14 protein-coding genes and 1 tRNA gene are annotated in these 17,894 nt (G+C 29.3%); 9 read left to right on the plus strand and 6 right to left on the minus strand.

Features of this window, described 5'->3' with window-relative positions:
- The first annotated feature begins 3 nt into the window (after nt 1–3).
- From F1564_RS01930 to F1564_RS01940, 3 genes are all read left to right on the plus strand, one after another.
- Nucleotides 4–2,322, plus strand: a complete 2,319-nt coding sequence (locus F1564_RS01930) for an LptA/OstA family protein (protein ID WP_232053386.1) — start codon at nt 4–6, stop codon at nt 2,320–2,322.
- A 476-nt stretch (nt 2,323–2,798) separates the two neighbouring features.
- Nucleotides 2,799–3,479 (plus strand): PAQR family membrane homeostasis protein TrhA, encoded by a 681-nt coding sequence (gene trhA, locus F1564_RS01935; protein ID WP_018450866.1) that lies wholly within the window; start codon nt 2,799–2,801, stop codon nt 3,477–3,479.
- Between the two features lie 39 nt (nt 3,480–3,518).
- A complete protein-coding gene (locus tag F1564_RS01940; protein WP_018450865.1) occupies nt 3,519–4,076 on the plus strand; it encodes a helix-turn-helix domain-containing protein in 558 nt (185 codons plus the stop codon).
- A gap of 224 nt (nt 4,077–4,300) precedes the next feature.
- Here the strand turns inward: F1564_RS01940 and lgt are convergent, their stop codons facing one another.
- The 3 genes from lgt to kdsA form a co-directional block, all read right to left on the minus strand.
- Entirely contained in the window at nt 4,301–5,197 is an 897-nt protein-coding gene (gene lgt / locus F1564_RS01945; RefSeq protein WP_018450864.1) for a prolipoprotein diacylglyceryl transferase, read from the minus strand.
- Nucleotides 5,198–5,269: 72 nt separating this feature from the next.
- Nucleotides 5,270–6,358, minus strand: a complete 1,089-nt coding sequence (locus tag F1564_RS01950) for a pyridoxal-phosphate-dependent aminotransferase family protein (RefSeq protein ID WP_018450863.1) — start codon at nt 6,356–6,358, stop codon at nt 5,270–5,272.
- Between the two features lie 36 nt (nt 6,359–6,394).
- Nucleotides 6,395–7,231, minus strand: a complete 837-nt coding sequence (kdsA, locus tag F1564_RS01955) for a 3-deoxy-8-phosphooctulonate synthase (RefSeq protein WP_018450862.1) — start codon at nt 7,229–7,231, stop codon at nt 6,395–6,397.
- A gap of 330 nt (nt 7,232–7,561) precedes the next feature.
- Here kdsA and F1564_RS01960 point away from each other — a divergent pair, with 330 nt between their 5' ends.
- The 6 genes from F1564_RS01960 (at nt 7,562) to F1564_RS01985 (ending at nt 13,325) form a co-directional block, all read left to right on the plus strand.
- The gene (locus tag F1564_RS01960) at nt 7,562–8,689 is read left to right on the plus strand and encodes a mannose-1-phosphate guanylyltransferase (protein WP_018450861.1); all 1,128 of its coding nucleotides are present in this window, start codon (nt 7,562–7,564) and stop codon (nt 8,687–8,689) included.
- Nucleotides 8,690–8,740: 51 nt separating this feature from the next.
- Nucleotides 8,741–9,721, plus strand: a complete 981-nt coding sequence (locus F1564_RS01965) for a KpsF/GutQ family sugar-phosphate isomerase (protein WP_018450860.1) — start codon at nt 8,741–8,743, stop codon at nt 9,719–9,721.
- 16 nt (nt 9,722–9,737) lie between these two features.
- The gene (locus F1564_RS01970; protein WP_018450859.1) at nt 9,738–11,198 is read left to right on the plus strand and encodes an oligosaccharide flippase family protein; all 1,461 of its coding nucleotides are present in this window, start codon (nt 9,738–9,740) and stop codon (nt 11,196–11,198) included.
- A 35-nt stretch (nt 11,199–11,233) separates the two neighbouring features.
- A complete protein-coding gene (locus tag F1564_RS01975; protein ID WP_018450858.1) occupies nt 11,234–12,106 on the plus strand; it encodes a glycosyltransferase family 2 protein in 873 nt (290 codons plus the stop codon).
- 25 nt (nt 12,107–12,131) lie between these two features.
- Nucleotides 12,132–13,211 (plus strand): tRNA 2-thiouridine(34) synthase MnmA, encoded by a 1,080-nt coding sequence (gene mnmA, locus F1564_RS01980; RefSeq protein ID WP_018450857.1) that lies wholly within the window; start codon nt 12,132–12,134, stop codon nt 13,209–13,211.
- A 39-nt stretch (nt 13,212–13,250) separates the two neighbouring features.
- Nucleotides 13,251–13,325: transfer RNA gene (locus tag F1564_RS01985), tRNA-Cys, on the plus strand.
- Between the two features lie 268 nt (nt 13,326–13,593).
- Here F1564_RS01985 and F1564_RS01990 read toward each other — a convergent pair.
- The 3 genes from F1564_RS01990 to F1564_RS02000 form a co-directional block, all read right to left on the minus strand.
- The gene (locus F1564_RS01990) at nt 13,594–15,582 is read right to left on the minus strand and encodes an elongation factor G (protein ID WP_018450856.1); all 1,989 of its coding nucleotides are present in this window, start codon (nt 15,580–15,582) and stop codon (nt 13,594–13,596) included.
- 182 nt (nt 15,583–15,764) lie between these two features.
- Nucleotides 15,765–16,292: a hypothetical protein gene (locus F1564_RS01995; protein WP_018450855.1), complete on the minus strand. Its 528-nt coding sequence runs from the start codon at nt 16,290–16,292 to the stop codon at nt 15,765–15,767.
- A 719-nt stretch (nt 16,293–17,011) separates the two neighbouring features.
- On the minus strand, nt 17,012–17,551 hold the full coding sequence (locus F1564_RS02000; RefSeq protein ID WP_018450853.1) for an outer membrane beta-barrel protein: 540 nt from the start codon (nt 17,549–17,551) through the stop codon (nt 17,012–17,014).
- Between the last annotated feature and the right edge of the window lie 343 nt (nt 17,552–17,894).

Consider the following 17,894-nt stretch of genomic DNA (forward strand, 5'->3'; position numbering starts at 1 on the left):
GATATGAAGGCAAAAAAAGTTGTGTATAGGTTAAAAGATGAAGCGATTGTTTATGCAGATGAACAGATCGGATCTGAAGGAGATGAAGTCATTAAGTTTAAAAATGTGATTATAGATCTTGTAAAAAAACAGATGGTAATTTCTGGAAAAGAAGGAGTTGTAAATACTAAAACACTTGATGTCTCGTTAATGAAGAAAGTCGTTGGGACAACCAAAGACAAAAAATGGGAAATTTATACGGAACGTGTAGATTATAAAAAACAGGGCGACCTGTTAAATTCGCCAGTAAAGACAAAACTCGTAAATACGTTTGATGACACTGTTTCTGAAGCAGATAAAGTTGAAACGACGACAAAATTTGAAACGATTGTAGCTACAGGACATGCAAGATATAATAATAAAAAAGACAAGAAAACTATGACAGCGGATAAGATTACGTATAATGATCCAACAAAGGTAAGTTTTGCAGAGGGGCATGTTGTTTATAAGGAAGAAAAGACAAAAAGAACCCTTACGGCAGATAAAATGCGATATGATGATATTAATAAAATAGGAAATGCAGAAGGAAATGTTCATTATACTTCTCCTGAAAGCAAGCTGGATGCTCAAAAGGCAGATTATTATATGAATGGTGACGATGAAAGAGTAGAAGGTTTTGGAAATGTTGTTTATACAGGAAAGGAAAGTGTAATTACAGCAGATAGTGCTGTTTATTTCATCAAGAAAAAACAAATTAATGGAAATGGACATGTTGTTTATAAAAGTAAAGAAAGTGTAATTACAGGTGACAGTGCTGTTTATTTTGTTGATAAGAAACAAGTTGATGGAAGAGGGCATGTTAGATATACGGGAAAAACTATGATAATTACAGGAGATCATGTATTTTACGACAAAATTGCCAATATAATAAATGGTGATGGAAATGGTACCTATAATTATTTGCCAAGAAAAACAACAGGAACTTACAAAAGTGGAGTTTATGACTTAAAAACACACACTATGACAACAAATGATTACTATACTGCTAATTATGATGATTATAAAATGGACGGAACAAACCTTGTATATGTTTTCCCTACAGGAAATGCCGTTATGAATGGACCTTTTAATGTAAAAAAACAAAATTTTACAGTTCACGGAGAAAATGGTAAAATGAACACCATTTCAAAAGATATTTTTGCAAATAAAATGGTAATGACGAGTGTTCAAGGAGATAGAATTTCATCTGATATTGGACAAGGAAGTTTTGAGAAAAAGGAATTCAGATTTGATGGACATGTTAAAGGTAAAATTCGGGGGAATGTGAAAGATCTGGTGAATGATCCAAGACCACTTGTAGAATCAGAAGCAGTCCATTTTATTGGAAATACTGCAAAAGTTTATTTTGTTTCCCATAAAAATGGAAGTAATATGAGTATTACACGTAGTGAAATCAAGGAAAATGTTCATATGACTTATAAGGATATTACATTAGATTCCCAATATAATGAGATGGATTCAAGAAGAAACCTTATACTTGCAAGAGATAAGGTTATGGTTGATTTTAAGAATAACACTAAGATGACTGCAAATTATCTGTATATGGATATGAATAAGCAGGAAGGATATGCTAGAAATAACATAAAAATTGTAAGTACATTGCCACAGTTTAGAGCGATTAATACAAGTGCTGATAAGGCTACAATTTATCTGAAGGACAAAAAAATAAAATTAAATGGAAATGTCGTAACTTACCAAGGTAAAAATCAAATTTCATCTAAAAGTGCAATATATAATATGGATAAAAAAATTCTTGAAAATGAAGGAAATATTCAAATGCAGTATGAAGTTCAAAATAATAATGAAATTCAACAAGCAAAATCAGATCCTAAAAATTCCGAAGCTGTTCAAGAAGTCATAGGTAAGTTATCAGTTTCTGAAGGAGGTCATCTTCCGAAATCAATGACTGCCTCAAATGGTGTTCCAGTTACGATAAGGTGGCATTCTTCAAATTCAAGCATATTTTCAACGTCTGGAAGAGTTAATAAGCAATTTTATGGCGGGGGAACTAAAGGAGTAACACTAACTGCAACGGCAAAAGCCGGAGTAGATACAGCAGAAAGAACTTTTAGCGTAAGTGTTCCAACAGAATCAGCACATGAAATGCTAGTAAGAGCAGCAAGCAATATTTATGTCCCAGAAGATGGAGAAAATCTGCCTTCATCAGTTAGAGTGAATGTAAGAGGAAGAACAATAGATATACCAATATCTTGGAGTAAAAATGGAGATAGGAATGTTGCAACACTAAGATACGATGGAGCATCTTATCGTCAGCAATTTTAAATAATTGTCATGAAAAGTGGGTAAAATTATAAGGCTCACTTTTCTTAGTTTACTAAAATTACAAAAAAATTTAATAATAGTCAGATTTTTAGTTGAATATAATTAAAACATCTGTTATAATAATTATGAAAGTTAATTTTACTTCTAAACTAAAGGGATATAAGCATTTCACAAGAGTATTGATTTTATTTTAATTTATTATTTTTAAATCAAAAAAATTTTAATATTTACAAAAAAAAAACAGTAACTGGTTTATAAGCAAAAAAACATACATTATTAAACTTTATATGATATTATTATAATGTAAATTTACTATATAAAGTTTATTTTATAGTAATTCATCTTATTAAATTGAATTTAAAAGTTATAACTGTTTTACTTAATTTCTAAGTTTATTTAATAAAAAATAATATCAGAAAAATTTGATTATGTATTGTAAATAGCTAAAAAATGTTTTTGTATTTGAGGGAGAAAATATGAATAAAAAAACTAAGAAAAATAATTATATATTAAATGAAATACATAAACAAGCGGAGAATTTTTCACATGGAGAGGAAATTGCTAATTTTGTAAGCCATACGGTTGGAGCAGGATTATCAATACTAGCTTTTATAATATTAACGATACGTGCTAGCTGGACGCATGATGCAGGAACAATAATATCCTTTATGGCATTTGGTTTTGGATTGATTGTCTTGTATACAATGTCATCCATATATCACGGATTAAAGCAGGGGACAGCCAAATCAATATTTGAAATTTTTGACCATTCGGCAATTTATGTTTTAATAGCCGCTTCTTATACTCCATTTTTGTATTTAGTTGTTAATTCTCCAACAAATAAAATCGTATTGACGATTCAATGGATAGTTTGTGTTTTAGGAATTGTGTTTAAAGCATTTTTTACAGGTAAATTTAAATTATTTTCAACATTACTTTATCTAATAATGGGATGGATGATTATATTTGCTTGGAATGATCTGATAAATAATATCAATCAAATTTCGCTGATTTATTTAATTTTAGGCGGAGTTTTATATTCGCTTGGAACAATTTTCTATTCATGGAAAATATGTAAGTTTAATCATATGATATGGCATATTTTTGTAATTTTAGGAAGTATTTCACACTTTTTTGCTGTGTATTACTTAGTTTAAGTAAAAAAAGAATATATCTTATTTAGAAAGGGTAATTTAATGGGAAGAAAATCGAAAGTATCTAATGAGCTAAAAATTGAACTCGTAAAAATGATATTAGAGGGGAAGGGAACTATTCAAGAATTATCAAAGGAATATAATGTTGCAAAGTCATCATTAATGACATGGAAAAAAAAATATATTGAAATAGGTGAAGAAAGTATAAAAGTTGAAGATAAAAATAGGCATTACTCTCGTGAAATTAAAGAAAAAGCTGTTAAGAGCTATTTAAATAATGAAGGTTCATTATTTGAAATTTGTAAAAAATATGATATTGCATCTGTAAGTGTATTGAATTACTGGATTAGAGACTATAGAAAAAGTATAGATGAACACGGAAAAGTATCGGCATTAAAAAAACATGTAAGAAAAACTATTGAAGCTAAAGTCGAAGCTGTTGAATTTTGTCAAAATAATAATTATGACTATAATCTGACTATTCGTAAATTCGGAATTTCATATCAACAAATTTATTCATGGGTAAAAAAATATGAAAATGGTGGAGTTGATGCTTTAACAGATAACCGTGGGAAAAGACGTTCTGAAACTAAGAAATAATCTAATGAAATAAAAAAATAATATTAAATATTGAAAAAACTGTCAAATTCATTGATAAATATGAAAATGACAGTTTTTTAGTTTGTATAATAAAGCTAATTTAAAATCTAACTCAAATCTTGAATTTATATGATTTTTAATAGCTTAATTTTGAATAGGTTCGAGTATATTTTAATACTATTTTCTTATGAATTTTTATTTAACAAGTAATTTAGCATAACTTATTATTTTTCCTCACTTTTAGCAGGCACAAATTTTCTTTCTGGATTGCTAAAGAATTTTATTCCGATAATCGCAACAACAATCATAACTATACTTATTAAATATGGGAGTCTTATTCCAAAAATTAATAAATCTTCTGCTCTAAATGTACTTACAAATGTTCTTATAATCGCATACATAATTAAATAAATCATTGATAAAACTCCAGGATTATATTCTTTTTTTCTAAAATAAAACCAAAGAATTGTAAATCCAATTAAATTTAAAAATGCTTCGTAAAGCATAGCAGGATGTAACGGCAAATTTGGAAATTCTGATCCAGCTGGTGTATTTAGCGGAAAAACTAATCCCCAAGGTACAAGCTGCTTAAATTGAGCTTGTGCAGTAGTGCTCATTGATTGGTATTTTATCCACCATTCATTGAATTTTCCTGAAAAAATTATGCTAAGTGGAGTAAATGTAGGAACTCCATGAACTTCGCCATTTGCCAAGTTTCCGAATCTTCCTAAAAATTGTCCAAATAATAAAGGTCCAACAGCCATATCTGTAAGCACCCATAAATTCATTTTATTTTTTTTAGCATAAAAACATGCACCAATAAATGCTCCGATAATTCCGCCATGAATTGCAAGACCGCCTTCCCAAATATAAAATATGGATAAAGGATTCCCAATATAATCGGCAAATTTAAAAATAACATAATATAGCCTTGCTCCAATTAATCCTGATACTATCGTTGTAAATGCAAAATCTTCAATAATTTTTCGATCATTAACTCCTCTTTTTTCAGCAACATCATCTGAAAGTGCGATAAACATTCCAAAAAGAAAAGCTAAAATATACATCAAACTGTAAATTCTAAGTTCAAAACCTCCAATTTTAAATAAATATGGTCTCATTTATGCTCCTTTTCAATATTATGTAATAAGGGCTTCTGATTTTTTTAAAAACAAGCCCCTATTTTTTAAATTTTATAATTGTTTTTTTAATTCTTCTTCAAAGATAACAAAGAAGTCATCAATTTGTTCTTTTGAAATTTGTCCCAAAATACCAATTCTCATAAGGCTTTCAGCATATTTTCCTTTTCCGCCTGTAACAGTATAATCCTTTTCCTCAAGAGCGGCAATAATTGATTTTATTACGATTCCTTCTCTGTAAACAGAAATTAATGTATTTGTTCTATTTTCTTCATTTTTAACTAATAATTTAAATCCAAGTTTTTCTGCTTTTTCTTCCACATATTTTCTCAAGTTGTGTTTTTGTTTTATTGTATTTTCAATTCCATTTTTGATTAAATCCTTCAATGATTGATTTAATGCTAAAATTAATGCAATTGCTGGAGTATAAGGTGTTTCTCCTTTTTCTTCAAAATATTTAATATATTGTTTTAAATCAAAGTAATATTTTGGCAAATCAGAAGTTTCCATCGCTTTTTTTGCCTTATCGCTAATTGCTACAAAAGCTAACCCTGGAGGTATTAAAAATGCCTTTTGGCTTCCTGCTATTGCAACGTCAACATGCCATTCATCAAAATTAAATTCATTTACTACAAGTCCACTAATTGTGTCAACTACTAATAAAATTTCAGTATTTTTAGTCAAATCTCCAAGTGATTTTATGTCATTTAAAATTCCAACTGAAGTTTCACTATGAGTAGCTAAAATTCCCTTTAAATCAGGATTTTCAGAAATAACTTTTTTTACATCTTCCAATTTATAGCTTTCTCCAAATTCATATTGTAAATTAATTACATTCAAGCCATAAATTTCTGCGATTTTTCTAAATCTGTCACCAAAATATCCAGTATTTACAGCTAAAACTTTATCTCCCTTTGAGAAAAAGTTTACAATGGCAGTTTCCATTGAACCTGTTCCAGAAGAAGTTAGAACAGCAACATCATTTTGTGTTGTCTTGAATACTTTTTTCAAGTTTTCATTGTTTTCTTTCATAATTCTTCTAAATTCAGGTGTTCTGTGATGAATAATGTCATTTCCTAAAATTTCTAGATATTCTTCTGGTATATTTGTTGGCCCAGGTGTTAATAATAATTTTGAACTCATAAATCTTTCCTCCTAAAGTTTATATTTTTTATTTTTTTATAGTTCTTTTGTTAATTTATCATATTTCAAAAGTTTTGTTAAAATTTCTTCAATATTATCTAATTTTAGCATATTTGGTCCATCAGATAGACCTTTATCGGGATCGGGATGTACTTCAGCAAAAATCCCATCTACTCCCACAGATACAGCCGCTCTTGCAAGTGGATAAACATAATCACGGTTACCACCTGAAGTTTCACCTCTTCCTCCTGGAATTTGTACCGAATGTGTTGCATCAAATATAACTGGATATCCAAATTTTCTCATTTCCAAAAGTCCACGCATATCTACAACAAGATTATTGTATCCAAATGAAGCTCCACGTTCGCAAAGCATTATATTCTCATTTCCAACTTCCTGAAATTTTTTTACAACATTTTTCATATCCCAAGGTGCTAAAAACTGCCCTTTTTTAATATTTACAGCTTTTCCTGTTTTGGCTGCGGCAACAAGCAAGTCGGTTTGCCGTGATAAAAAAGCTGGAATTTGTAAAAGGTCAATTACTTTTGCAGCTTCTTTACATTGATAAGGTTCGTGAATATCAGTCGCAAGAGCAACGCCATATTTAGACTTGACTCTTGATAAAATTTCAAGTCCTTTTTCAAGTCCAGGTCCTCTAAAAGATGAAATTGAAGAACGGTTAGCCTTGTCAAATGAAGCCTTAAAAACATATTGAATGCCCAGTTCATCCGTAATTTCTTTCATTTTCCCAGCCACTTCCATAACCAGATCTTCCGATTCAATCACGCAAGGTCCTGCAATCAAGAAAATCTTGTCATTACCAATCGTAATATCATCAGTAATTTTAACTTTTTTCACTTTATCTATTAGCATAATCTGAATCCTTTCTAAAAAGTTTTTCATATAATTTATTTTATCACAATATTACTTTTTTTGCTAATTTTTTTCTAAATAATTCCTTTTGATAAAACAGATAAATTGTGTTATACTTTTAAAGGAAAAATTAACTATACTTATTTAATAGTTATATGAATTTTGAGTAATATTCTTTCCTATTTAAATAACAAATTTGTTATGAAGGAAGTCAATAAGTAACTAAATCTTTTAAATAGGATAAATGCTATTTAGCAAGAGGTTACAAACCCTTATCATGAGATAAATGATGAGATAAATGAAATTAATTAGAAGAACAGGAGAAAAAATATGGATAAAGTAGCTTTAATTATGGCTGGAGGAAGTGGAACAAGATTTTGGCCATTATCTACAAATGACAAGCCGAAGCAATTTTTGGATCTGGTGTCGGAAAAGACAATGATTAAGGAAACTATCGACAGAATAAAAGAAATCATTCCAGTAGAAAAAATATTCATTTCTACAAATATTAAATATTTTGATATAATAAAAAAAGAATTGCCTGAAATTGCTGACAGAAATATAATTTTTGAACCAATGGCACGAGATACAGCGGCTTGTATAGGATATGCAGCCTGCATTATTAGGAAAATTTATAAAAATAGCATTATGGCAGTTTTACCATCAGATCATTTAATAAAAAAAGAAAAGGAATTTTTGGAAAGCCTGAAATTTGCATTTTGTGAGGCTGAAAAGAATAAGATTGTTACGCTTGGGGTTAAGCCGACTTATGCTGAAACTGGATATGGATATATTGAGTATATTGATAGGAAAAATAAAAAAAATGATTGTGAAAAGAATGGAATTAAAGAAAAATTTGAATCGTATAAAGTGAAAAAATTTAGAGAAAAGCCAAATAAGGAATTAGCTGAAAAATATATTGAGCAGGGGAATTATCTTTGGAACAGCGGAATGTTCGTATGGAAAACGGAATTTATTTTAAACGAAATAAAAAAACACATGGAAACACATAAAGTGATTTTGGAAAATATTGAAAAAATGCTTGAAAATGTGGATTTAGATCAAGTTTTTGGAGAAAAATTGAGTAATTTTGTAAAAGATGAGTTTGAAAAATTTGAAAAAATCTCGATAGATTTTGGAGTGATGGAGCATACTAAATCTGTGAGTGTAATTCCTGTTGATATTGACTGGAATGATGTTGGGAATTTTAAGTCACTTGAAGATATTTTTCCAAAGGATAAAGACAGTAACGTTGTGCGGTCTGATTATTTTGAGCAGATTGAATCTGAAGGAAATATTGTGATTAATAAGGAAAATGAAAAAATTATTGCTACAATTGGGCTTGAAAATATTGTTATTGTAAATACAAAGGATGCTTTGCTTGTCTGTCATAAGGATAAAAGTCAGGAAGTAAAGAAAATATTAAATAAAATTGAATTAAATAAAGTAAAAAAATAAAATTTTTTGTTGTTTATATTGATATATTCAAAAAAAGGAGAAAAATAAAAAATGGAAATAGATATTATAAAAGAAGCTAAAAATGTATTTGATATTGAAATAATAGAACTTGAAAAATTGAAAAATAAATTGGGAGATGCTTTTCAAAAATTGGTTCTAATGATTTTAGAACTTAAAAATAATAACAAAGTTATCATTACTGGAATCGGAAAATCTGGAATAATTGGGAAAAAAATTTCAGCAACGCTTGCTTCGACTGGAACAACCGCTGTATTTATAAATGCAGCAGAAGCACTTCACGGTGATTTGGGAATGGTTAGCAATGGAGATGTGGTAATTGCCATCTCGAATAGTGGAAATTCTGACGAAGTATTGAGTATTTTAGCACCAATAAGAAAAATTGGCGGGAAAATCGTTGCATTTACTGGAAATCCCAATTCTACATTGGGGAAATATGCACAACTTACAGTTAATGTTGGAGTTGAAAAGGAAGCGTGTCCGCTGGGGCAAGCTCCAATGAGTTCGACTACGGCGACACTTGTAACAGGAGATGCCCTTGCCGCTTGTCTTATGAAGCTGAAAAACTTTACTGAAAATGATTTTGCAAAATATCATCCAGGTGGAAGCCTTGGAAAACGTTTATTGCTGCATGTTTCTGATCTAATGCATATTGGAGATGAATTACCAGTTGTAAGGAAGGATGAAAAAATTGAAAATGTGCTAATGGTTCTTACTAAGAAAAAATTGGGAGCTGTGTGTATTTCAGATACAGGTCTTGAAAATGGGAAATTGCTTGGAATTATAACGGAAGGGGATATTCGGCGTGCATTGGAGCATAAGGATAAATTTTTTGATTATGTTGCTTCTGATATTATGATTTCTACACCAGTAACGATTGAAAAGGATGCGATGGCTCTTGATGCGCTTCATCTGATGGAAAATAGAAAAAGTCAGATTAATGTACTGCCAGTTGTGGAAAATGGGAATGTCACAGGGCTTATAAGAATTCACGATTTAATAGGATTAAGATAAGAAGGGGAATTATTGAATGGATAATAAAAATTTATTAAAGGGAACAATGGTTTATTCTCTTATGAATTTAGTTACAAAAATGGGTTCGTTTGTATTTTTACCAATAATAACAAGATTGCTTACACAGGAGGAATTTGGGATTGTAGGAACATTAGCTCCGATTACTTCACTATTTACAGTGATTTTGGGATTAGGGCTGTATAATGCTCAGATGAAAAAATATGTGGATTTGAAGGAAAGTGAAGATGAATTTGGAAGCTATATGTTTTCTTCAACTTTGATAATAGTTGTTTTTAATATTTTGACGTATATTTTTTTATTTACGCCAGTGGCTCAAAGGCTGTTTTCATACATTGTAGATTTAAGTAAAGTAAGTTACTATCCCTTGATAATTGTCAGTATTTTAATTGCCACAGCAAATGCTTTTAATAATCTTTCAACTACTTTGTTCAGAATGAAGAGAATGTATATGAAAGTGGCAATAGGAAGTGTTATAAGTCTTTTTACTACTTATATTCTGGCAATTTATTTTATAAAGTATTTAAAATGGGGAGTTTTTGGGAATCAGTTTGCAAATTTAATTGCATTGCTTATAGTATTCTTATTTTATTTTAAAGATTATTTTGGGAAATTTAGATTTAAGCTGAATTTTGATTATGTGAAATATTCGCTGCGAAATGGATTACCACTTATTTTTATTGAACTTACAGACCAAGTTGTAAATTTAAGTGACAGGCTTGTTTTGGCAAAATTTGTTTCTCTTGCGGTAGTTGGGGGATATACACTTGCTTTTACTGGTGGAAGAGTTTTATCAGTTGTTACGGGATCTTTTGTGAATAGCTGGACACCAGAGTTTTATGAGGCAATGAAGGAAGATAGAACAAACCCGACGATAACAAGAAGCGTAGAAAATTTTATCGCAATTATTTCTTTTGCATGTGTAATTGCACAGCTATTTGCTCCAGAGGGGATAAAATTAATATTTCCAAAAAGTTATTATCCTGCAATTAATTATATGTCATTAATTTTAGCTGGAATTGTAATTCAGGCGTTATTTTGTCTTGATTATTTTTTCCATTTTCACGAAGACAGCATATACATTTTTTATTTTACAATGTTTGCAATGATATTTAATTTGGTTGGAAATATAATATTTATACCAAAATTTCCTCAAATTGGCCCAATCATTGCAGCATGGACAACATTGCTTGCCTTTTTGTTCAGAGCAATAATGGAAATGCTGATTATAAGAAAGAAATACAAAATTTCATTTAATTATAAAAAATTATTTTTTTATTTTATAATTATTGTAAATCCTATTATATTTTATTTGTCAAATGATCAGCTTTCAATAGTAAAATTTGGATTTAAAATAGTATATTTGGCAATAGTTACAAAATTTCTTGTAAATAAGGAAGTATATAATAAAATTGCGAATCTTGTGAATGGCATAAGAAGAAAAATTATGAAACGATAAATTTTAAATTTTTGGAAAATAAGGGGAATTAGAAAATGAAATTTACAGTTTTTACACCGACTTTTAATCGCAAGGAACTACTTAAAAAATTGTATAAATCGCTTCAAAAGCAGAGTTATAAAGATTTTGAATGGCTTATTGTAGATGATGGTTCTACTGATGGGACTAAAGAAAAAGTAAAAGAATTTTTGTGTGAAAAGAAGTTGGATATAAAATATTATTTTAAGGAAAATGGCGGTAAGCAGCGAGCTTATAACTTTGCTACAGAAAAAGCAAATGGGGAACTTTTTATATGCCTTGATTCAGATGATGAATATGTGGAGAATGGACTTGAAACTATTTTAAAATATTGGAAAAAGTATGAGAAAAATACTGATATTGCTGGAATGGGATATTTGTCAACTTATCCAAATGGAGAAGTTATCGGCTCTAGTTTTCCAGAAAAGGAAATGATCTCTACACAATTTAAAATCTATAATAAATATAGGGTTAAAGGCGATAAGGGGCTTATGTTCAGAACTGAAATTATAAAAAAATACAAATTTCCAGTTTTTGAAGATGAGAAGTTTATTACAGAAGCTGTTGTTTATAATAGAATTTGTGAAAAATATAAGATGGTTTACGTAAATGAGAAAATTGAAATAAAGGAATATCAGGAGGACGGATTAACTGCAAAATACAATAATTTATTGTTGCGAAATCCAAAAGGACAGGCACTTTATCATAATGAAATAAATTCTCAAAAGTTGACTCTTAAACAGAAAATTTTAAATAATGCCGTTTATTATAAATTTTGCAAAGTAGCAGGCTATAAATTTAGAAAAATATTTCAAGAAAGCAAAAGTAAATTGTTTTTAATATTGGCAATTCCAATTGGAGAATTTATGTGGAAAAAAGTTAAGTTGTAGAAAATAGGAGAAATAAAAATAAAAAATGGATAAAAAACTAGATGATAAAAAAGTCGTTGTTGGAATGAGCGGCGGGATAGACAGCTCTGTTGCCGCTCTTTTGTTAAAGCAGCAAGGATATGAAGTAATTGGAGTTACATTAAAGCATTTGTCTGATGAGCTTTCGGAAAATCCAGGAAAGACATGCTGTTCTTTGGATGATATAAATGATGCAAGATATACTTGTTACACTTTAGGAATCCCTCATTATGTCTTAAATGTTGTGGAGGAATTTAGAAGAGATGTGATGGAATATTTTGTGAAAATGTATAATGCAGGAAAAACTCCCTCGCCTTGTGTGATTTGCGATGAAAAGGTAAAAATAAAAAAACTCGTAGAATTTGCTGACAAAATGGGAATAAAGTACATTTCAACAGGGCATTATTCAAAAATCAGCCAAAATAATATGCTTTTGTGGGATAAAAATAACAGAAAAGACCAGACTTATATGCTTTATCGACTAGATAAGCAAGTAGTGGAGCGGTTTTTATTTCCGCTTTCAGAATACAAAAAGTTAGAAGTTCGAGAAATTGCTAGACAAAATGGAATTCATACACACAATAAGCCAGATAGCCAAGGAATCTGTTTTGCTCCAAACGGGTATATCCCATTTTTGAAAAAAGTGCTTGGAAATGATGTAAAAAAGGGGAATTTTGTGGATAAAAACGGGAAAATCATTGGAGAGCATATAGGTTACCAGTTTTATACGGTTGGACAACGGCGTGGACTGGGTCTTAATTTGGGAAAGCCATTTTTTGTGCTGAAACTTCGACCTGAAACGAATGAAGTTGTTGTGGGTGATTTTGAAGAATTGCTGGTAAAGGAAATTGAAGTGATAAATTATAAATTTCATTGTGGTTTGGAAAATATAATTGGAGTAAAATTAATTGCACGTCCAAGATTTTCTTCAAAAGGTCTAACTGGAAAATTAAAGATTTTAGAAGATGAAAAAAATAAATTAATTTTTGAATTTGATGAAAAGACTCATGAAAATTCTGAAGGGCAGCATATTGTATTTTATTTGGAAAATGAGATTATTGGTGGAGGAGAAATAAAAAATATTTGACAAAAGTCTAAAAATATGATAAACTTATGAAAGTTAAATGGCGACATGGTCGAGTGGCTTAGGCAGAGGTCTGCAAAACCTTGTACACCAGTTCGAATCTGGTTGTCGCCTCCATTAATAAATATTGATAATAATTAATAAAATTGATTCTTTTAGCTATATTTTTAGTTCATGCATAAAAAAATCAAGTTCCCAGTATAGATTTATTGGGAACTTTTTATTTTTTTGGTTAATAATTTTTATAAAATATTGTGTTAACCAATACTATTTCTTATTTAAACAGTGAACTGATTATGAATTTCTCTGGAAGGGATCAAGATCCCTTGTCAGAAAATAATATAAAATATAATTTCTATTTTTTAAATGAGATCTAGTATAATCTTTATCTCTTTCTTTTTTCAATAACTTTTTGTGCCAACTCTCCTGTTAATTCTTCATATTTCACAAGTTTCATTTCAAAATATCCACGACCTTGCGTAATTGCCTTCAATTCATTAGCATATTTAAAAGTTTCAGACATTGGAGCTTCAGCGGTAATTTTTTGTTTTGTTCCTTTATGGGCTTCCATCCCTAAAACACGTCCTCGCTTTTTATTAATATCTCCCATTATATCCCCAATATATTCTTCTGGAACGATAATTGTAAGTTCCATAATTGGCTCAAGCAATATCGGTTTTGCTTCAAGCATCCCTTTTTTAAAAGCCAAATTTGCCGCAATTTTGAAGGCTAATTCAGAAGAATCTACATCATGATAAGAGCCATCGTATAGGATAGCTTTTACATTAGTTACTGGATATCCTGCAAGAACTCCTTCTTTTAACGATTCTCTCAATCCTTTCTCAACCGCTGGAATATATGATTTTGGAACACTTCCACCTGTAATTGTTTCTTCAAAGACAAAATCTTTATCTATATGTGAAAATTTGATCAAGACATCTCCATATTGTCCGTGTCCTCCAGATTGTTTCTTGTATTTTCCTTGAACATCTGAAGTTCCTTTAATTGTTTCCCTGTAAGGTACTTTCAATTCTACAGTTTTTATTGTTATTCCAAATTTTGCCTTTAATTTTTCTATAACCGTTGCACAATGGAGTTCTCCTTGTACTCCAAGAACTGTTTGACTTGTTTCAAGATTTCTATGCCAAGTAAATGATGGATCTTCTTCCAACAAACGATTCAATCCAGACGACATTTTTTCATCATCATTTTTATTCAGTGGCTCTATAGCTACAAATAATTGAGGTTTAGGGAACGTTATGTCCTTTAACGGTATTTCTTTTTCACTAGCCGAAAGTGTGTTAGAAGTTCTTGTGCTGTTAAATTTTGAGAATACAACAATATCTCCTGCAATTCCCTTTTGAACCTCATCCATCTTATTATTTACAAATGTATTAATTTTACCGATTTTTTCCTTTGCTTTTCTATTCAAATTAAAAACTTCACTATCTTGCTTAATTTCACCAGAATAAATTTTTGCATAAGAAATTTTTCCTAAAAAAGAATCAATTGTTGTTTTAAAAATTTGGCATACAAATTCATTTTTTTCAGGTTGTATTTTTTTATTATCATCAGGTGATGGCAAGAAATCTTTTACTACATCAAAAGTTGTATGAAGTCCAATATTTTTCAAAGTTGAACCACAAATAACAGGAATTACTGAACAATCAAGCACTCCCTGTCTAAGTCCACGGTGAATTTCAGCTGTAGTAAACTCAACTCCATTAAAATATTTATCCATTAATTCTTCATCAGTTTCCGCAACAGCCTCTAAAAGCATTTCACGCACAGAATTTATCTCATCATCCATATCAGTTGGCATATCCACCGTTTTGCACTCATTTTGATTTTTATCAAACTCTCTCGCAAACATATCCACTACATTGATGTGCCCTCTAAAGTTTTCCCCATTTCCCCAAGGCACATGAAACGGTGCAATCCGTTTTCCATATTTTTCCCTCAATTGTGAAAGAGTTTTTTCATAATCAGCTTTTTCGTTATCAATTTTATTTACAAAAATAACTCGTGGAATATTTCTGCTGTCAGTCAATTCCAAAGCCGTCTCAGTCCCAACTGTTAAATTCGTAGTTCCATCAACAATAATAATCGCTCCATCAACTGCTGCAAGTCCAGATTCAACTTCTCCAAAAAAATCACCGTATCCAGGAATATCCACAAAATTATACTTGCCCCCTTGATATTCCACCGCATGAAGACTTAAAGAGCTTGTAATTTTAGTATCGTTTTCATTTCCCGCAATCCGATTAGTAAGTCCTGCTGTAAATTCCAATCCTTCCACCATATTACTCTTTCCAGACCCACTATGTCCTAGAATTCCAATATTTCTAATGTTGCTGCTATCATATATTCTCATAACAGTTTCCTCCCTATATATTTCTATTTTTTTATTTATCTTTTTAAAATACTCTATATTAAATTTTAACTTGAAATTTGAAAAAATCAAGTTAATTTAAAAAATTATTAATATACAAAAAAAGAGTAAAACTATAATGTCCTACTCTTATTTACTAATTTTAAAAATTTTTTATTTCCAATTTATCTAACTGGATTCCAAGTATCTATAACTTTTGATAATTTATCTTGGTATTCTGGAAGTCCTTCTTGTGTTATAAGATAAATATTTCCATTATAATCAATGTAATTTACTGTATAAACTGTTCCATCAGGAAAATCTATTTTTATTCTTTTTCCTTTATAACCATTAAGACTAACATCTTTTATTTTAATATTTTCTTTTTTTATTCCAGAATTTAAATATTTTTCCTGAGTTACTAATACTGCTTCATTAGATGTTGCTTGTCCATTAGCCATAATTACATCTAAAGTTACTATATTAACTGGATCTATCGCTATTTGAACAGTATTTGGAGAACTGTTTGGATCTTTAAAATTAATCCAATTGCTTGGTTTTGTTACATATCCTACATTTCTATTTCCATATCTAGTTCCTGAAATTTGATTTTGAGAATTTGCTTTATTATTAGTTTTATTTGTTGTTTTCCCAAAGGATATTACATTTGCTAAAATTGTTAGTATTAAAATAAATAATGAAATTTTTTTCATGATATTTTCTCCTTCTCTAATATTTTAAAATTTCATTAACATAGTTCAAAGTTTGACAATGCTCTTTTTTATTTTTACTGCTCTATTATTTGTATAATAATACGTAAAAATATCGTACTTTATATTTCAAAATGAAGTTACATAAATCTAATTTCTAAAATAAAACTGCCTTAAAAAATTATTATCAACATTAATTTAAGACAGTTTCATTATTTAGTGCTCTATTTCCGCTTATAAAAGTTTACGGCTTCTTGCTAGATTTTATTAAATTGTTAAATTAGCAATTAACAACCTTTAGCAGTAGGATTTTTAGAACAATGATCTATTACTCTTAATATTTCACAGCTTGTAGTCATTGACATCAATCCTATTATTAATAAAATTATTTTTAGTTTTCTCATTTTTAAACCTGCCCTTCAAAAAATATTTTTGATTATCTAGCATAATCTATACAAGCTGTTCTTGATCCTAATTCACACATCAATGCGTCACTACAGCTACTTAATGCCATCATTGCTGATACAATAACTAAAATTTTTACTAATTTTTTCATGTCACTCTCTCCTTTTTATTATTTTTTAATCAAATGTATTAATACCTTAATTAAATATTATTGTTGCTAAATTTTACTGAAATTTAAACCCTCTCAACAATTTAGCGTATATCGAAAGGGTTCAAAAGATAAACAGTTCCCATGTTTATTAATAAAATTTATCAAATTAGAAACCAAAATTATAACCTATACCAAGACTAACTCTCTTATAGTTAAGGTTTCCGTCATACCACCAAGTATCAATTTTTGATTTATTTTCTTTATACATTAATTCAGCATTGAAGTTATTATATGAAACTCCTAATCCTGCTGCATAGTACATTCCGTCATTAAAATCATTTGTGTTAAATGAATAACCCATATCTGCTTTTAAATATGGCTTTACTGGAGATGAACCTGTATCAAAATTGTATTTAGCAGTTGCATATACAGGAATTGAGTCAAACCCTTCTACAGTGTTAGAATCTTTAAGTTTTTTATGTCCTTGGTATGCTATTCCTGCACCTACTTCTATTCCTGAAGTCATTGTATATCTATATTCTGCACCTACTTCAAATGCTCCATTTTTGACTTTATCTGATCCAGAAAAATCATCGATGTCATATTTTCCACCAAAATCATAACCTGCTTTTACTTCAATATTATTTTGTGCTGCAAATGAAGCTAATCCTAAAACTAAAAACAATCCCATTGCCAGTTTTTTCATAATTTCACACCTTTCTTTGTTTAATCTATGTTTAATTAAATTGTTAAATAGTTTAAAATTCTTATTTTATGTTATATTTTTAAAAATAAAAATGCTCTTTCTAAAGTATTTAAAAATTAATATTAAACAATTTGTAACTTATTATATCTTATATTTCCATTATTAAAATTTGTAAATAATTTTATAAAATTAGTTTTTATTTTGTTAATTTTTTTAAATGATAATTTGAAAAAAACAGTAAAATAGTGTTTCATTTATTTTTATTTTTATGTGAGAATTTCCTATTTTTACTAATAAAATTTAATATTAAATATAAAATTTTGTTATTTTTCAAAATATTATG

Source organism: Leptotrichia shahii (assembly GCF_008327825.1).
Classification (GTDB): Bacteria; Fusobacteriota; Fusobacteriia; order Fusobacteriales; family Leptotrichiaceae; genus Leptotrichia; species Leptotrichia shahii.

Excerpts from the sequence above, each read along its gene's own strand:
- F1564_RS01930 (WP_232053386.1), top strand. The coding sequence starts at position 4 with ATGAAGGCAAAAAAAGTTGTGTATAGGTTAAAAGATGAAGCGATTGTT.
- trhA (WP_018450866.1), top strand. The coding sequence starts at position 2,799 with ATGAATAAAAAAACTAAGAAAAATAATTATATATTAAATGAAATACAT.
- F1564_RS01940 (WP_018450865.1), top strand. The coding sequence starts at position 3,519 with ATGGGAAGAAAATCGAAAGTATCTAATGAGCTAAAAATTGAACTCGTA.
- lgt (WP_018450864.1), bottom strand. The coding sequence starts at position 5,197 with ATGAGACCATATTTATTTAAAATTGGAGGTTTTGAACTTAGAATTTAC.
- F1564_RS01950 (WP_018450863.1), bottom strand. The coding sequence starts at position 6,358 with ATGAGTTCAAAATTATTATTAACACCTGGGCCAACAAATATACCAGAA.
- kdsA (WP_018450862.1), bottom strand. The coding sequence starts at position 7,231 with ATGCTAATAGATAAAGTGAAAAAAGTTAAAATTACTGATGATATTACG.
- F1564_RS01960 (WP_018450861.1), top strand. The coding sequence starts at position 7,562 with ATGGATAAAGTAGCTTTAATTATGGCTGGAGGAAGTGGAACAAGATTT.
- F1564_RS01965 (WP_018450860.1), top strand. The coding sequence starts at position 8,741 with ATGGAAATAGATATTATAAAAGAAGCTAAAAATGTATTTGATATTGAA.
- F1564_RS01970 (WP_018450859.1), top strand. The coding sequence starts at position 9,738 with ATGGATAATAAAAATTTATTAAAGGGAACAATGGTTTATTCTCTTATG.
- F1564_RS01975 (WP_018450858.1), top strand. The coding sequence starts at position 11,234 with ATGAAATTTACAGTTTTTACACCGACTTTTAATCGCAAGGAACTACTT.
- mnmA (WP_018450857.1), top strand. The coding sequence starts at position 12,132 with ATGGATAAAAAACTAGATGATAAAAAAGTCGTTGTTGGAATGAGCGGC.
- F1564_RS01990 (WP_018450856.1), bottom strand. The coding sequence starts at position 15,582 with ATGAGAATATATGATAGCAGCAACATTAGAAATATTGGAATTCTAGGA.
- F1564_RS01995 (WP_018450855.1), bottom strand. The coding sequence starts at position 16,292 with ATGAAAAAAATTTCATTATTTATTTTAATACTAACAATTTTAGCAAAT.
- F1564_RS02000 (WP_018450853.1), bottom strand. The coding sequence starts at position 17,551 with ATGAAAAAACTGGCAATGGGATTGTTTTTAGTTTTAGGATTAGCTTCA.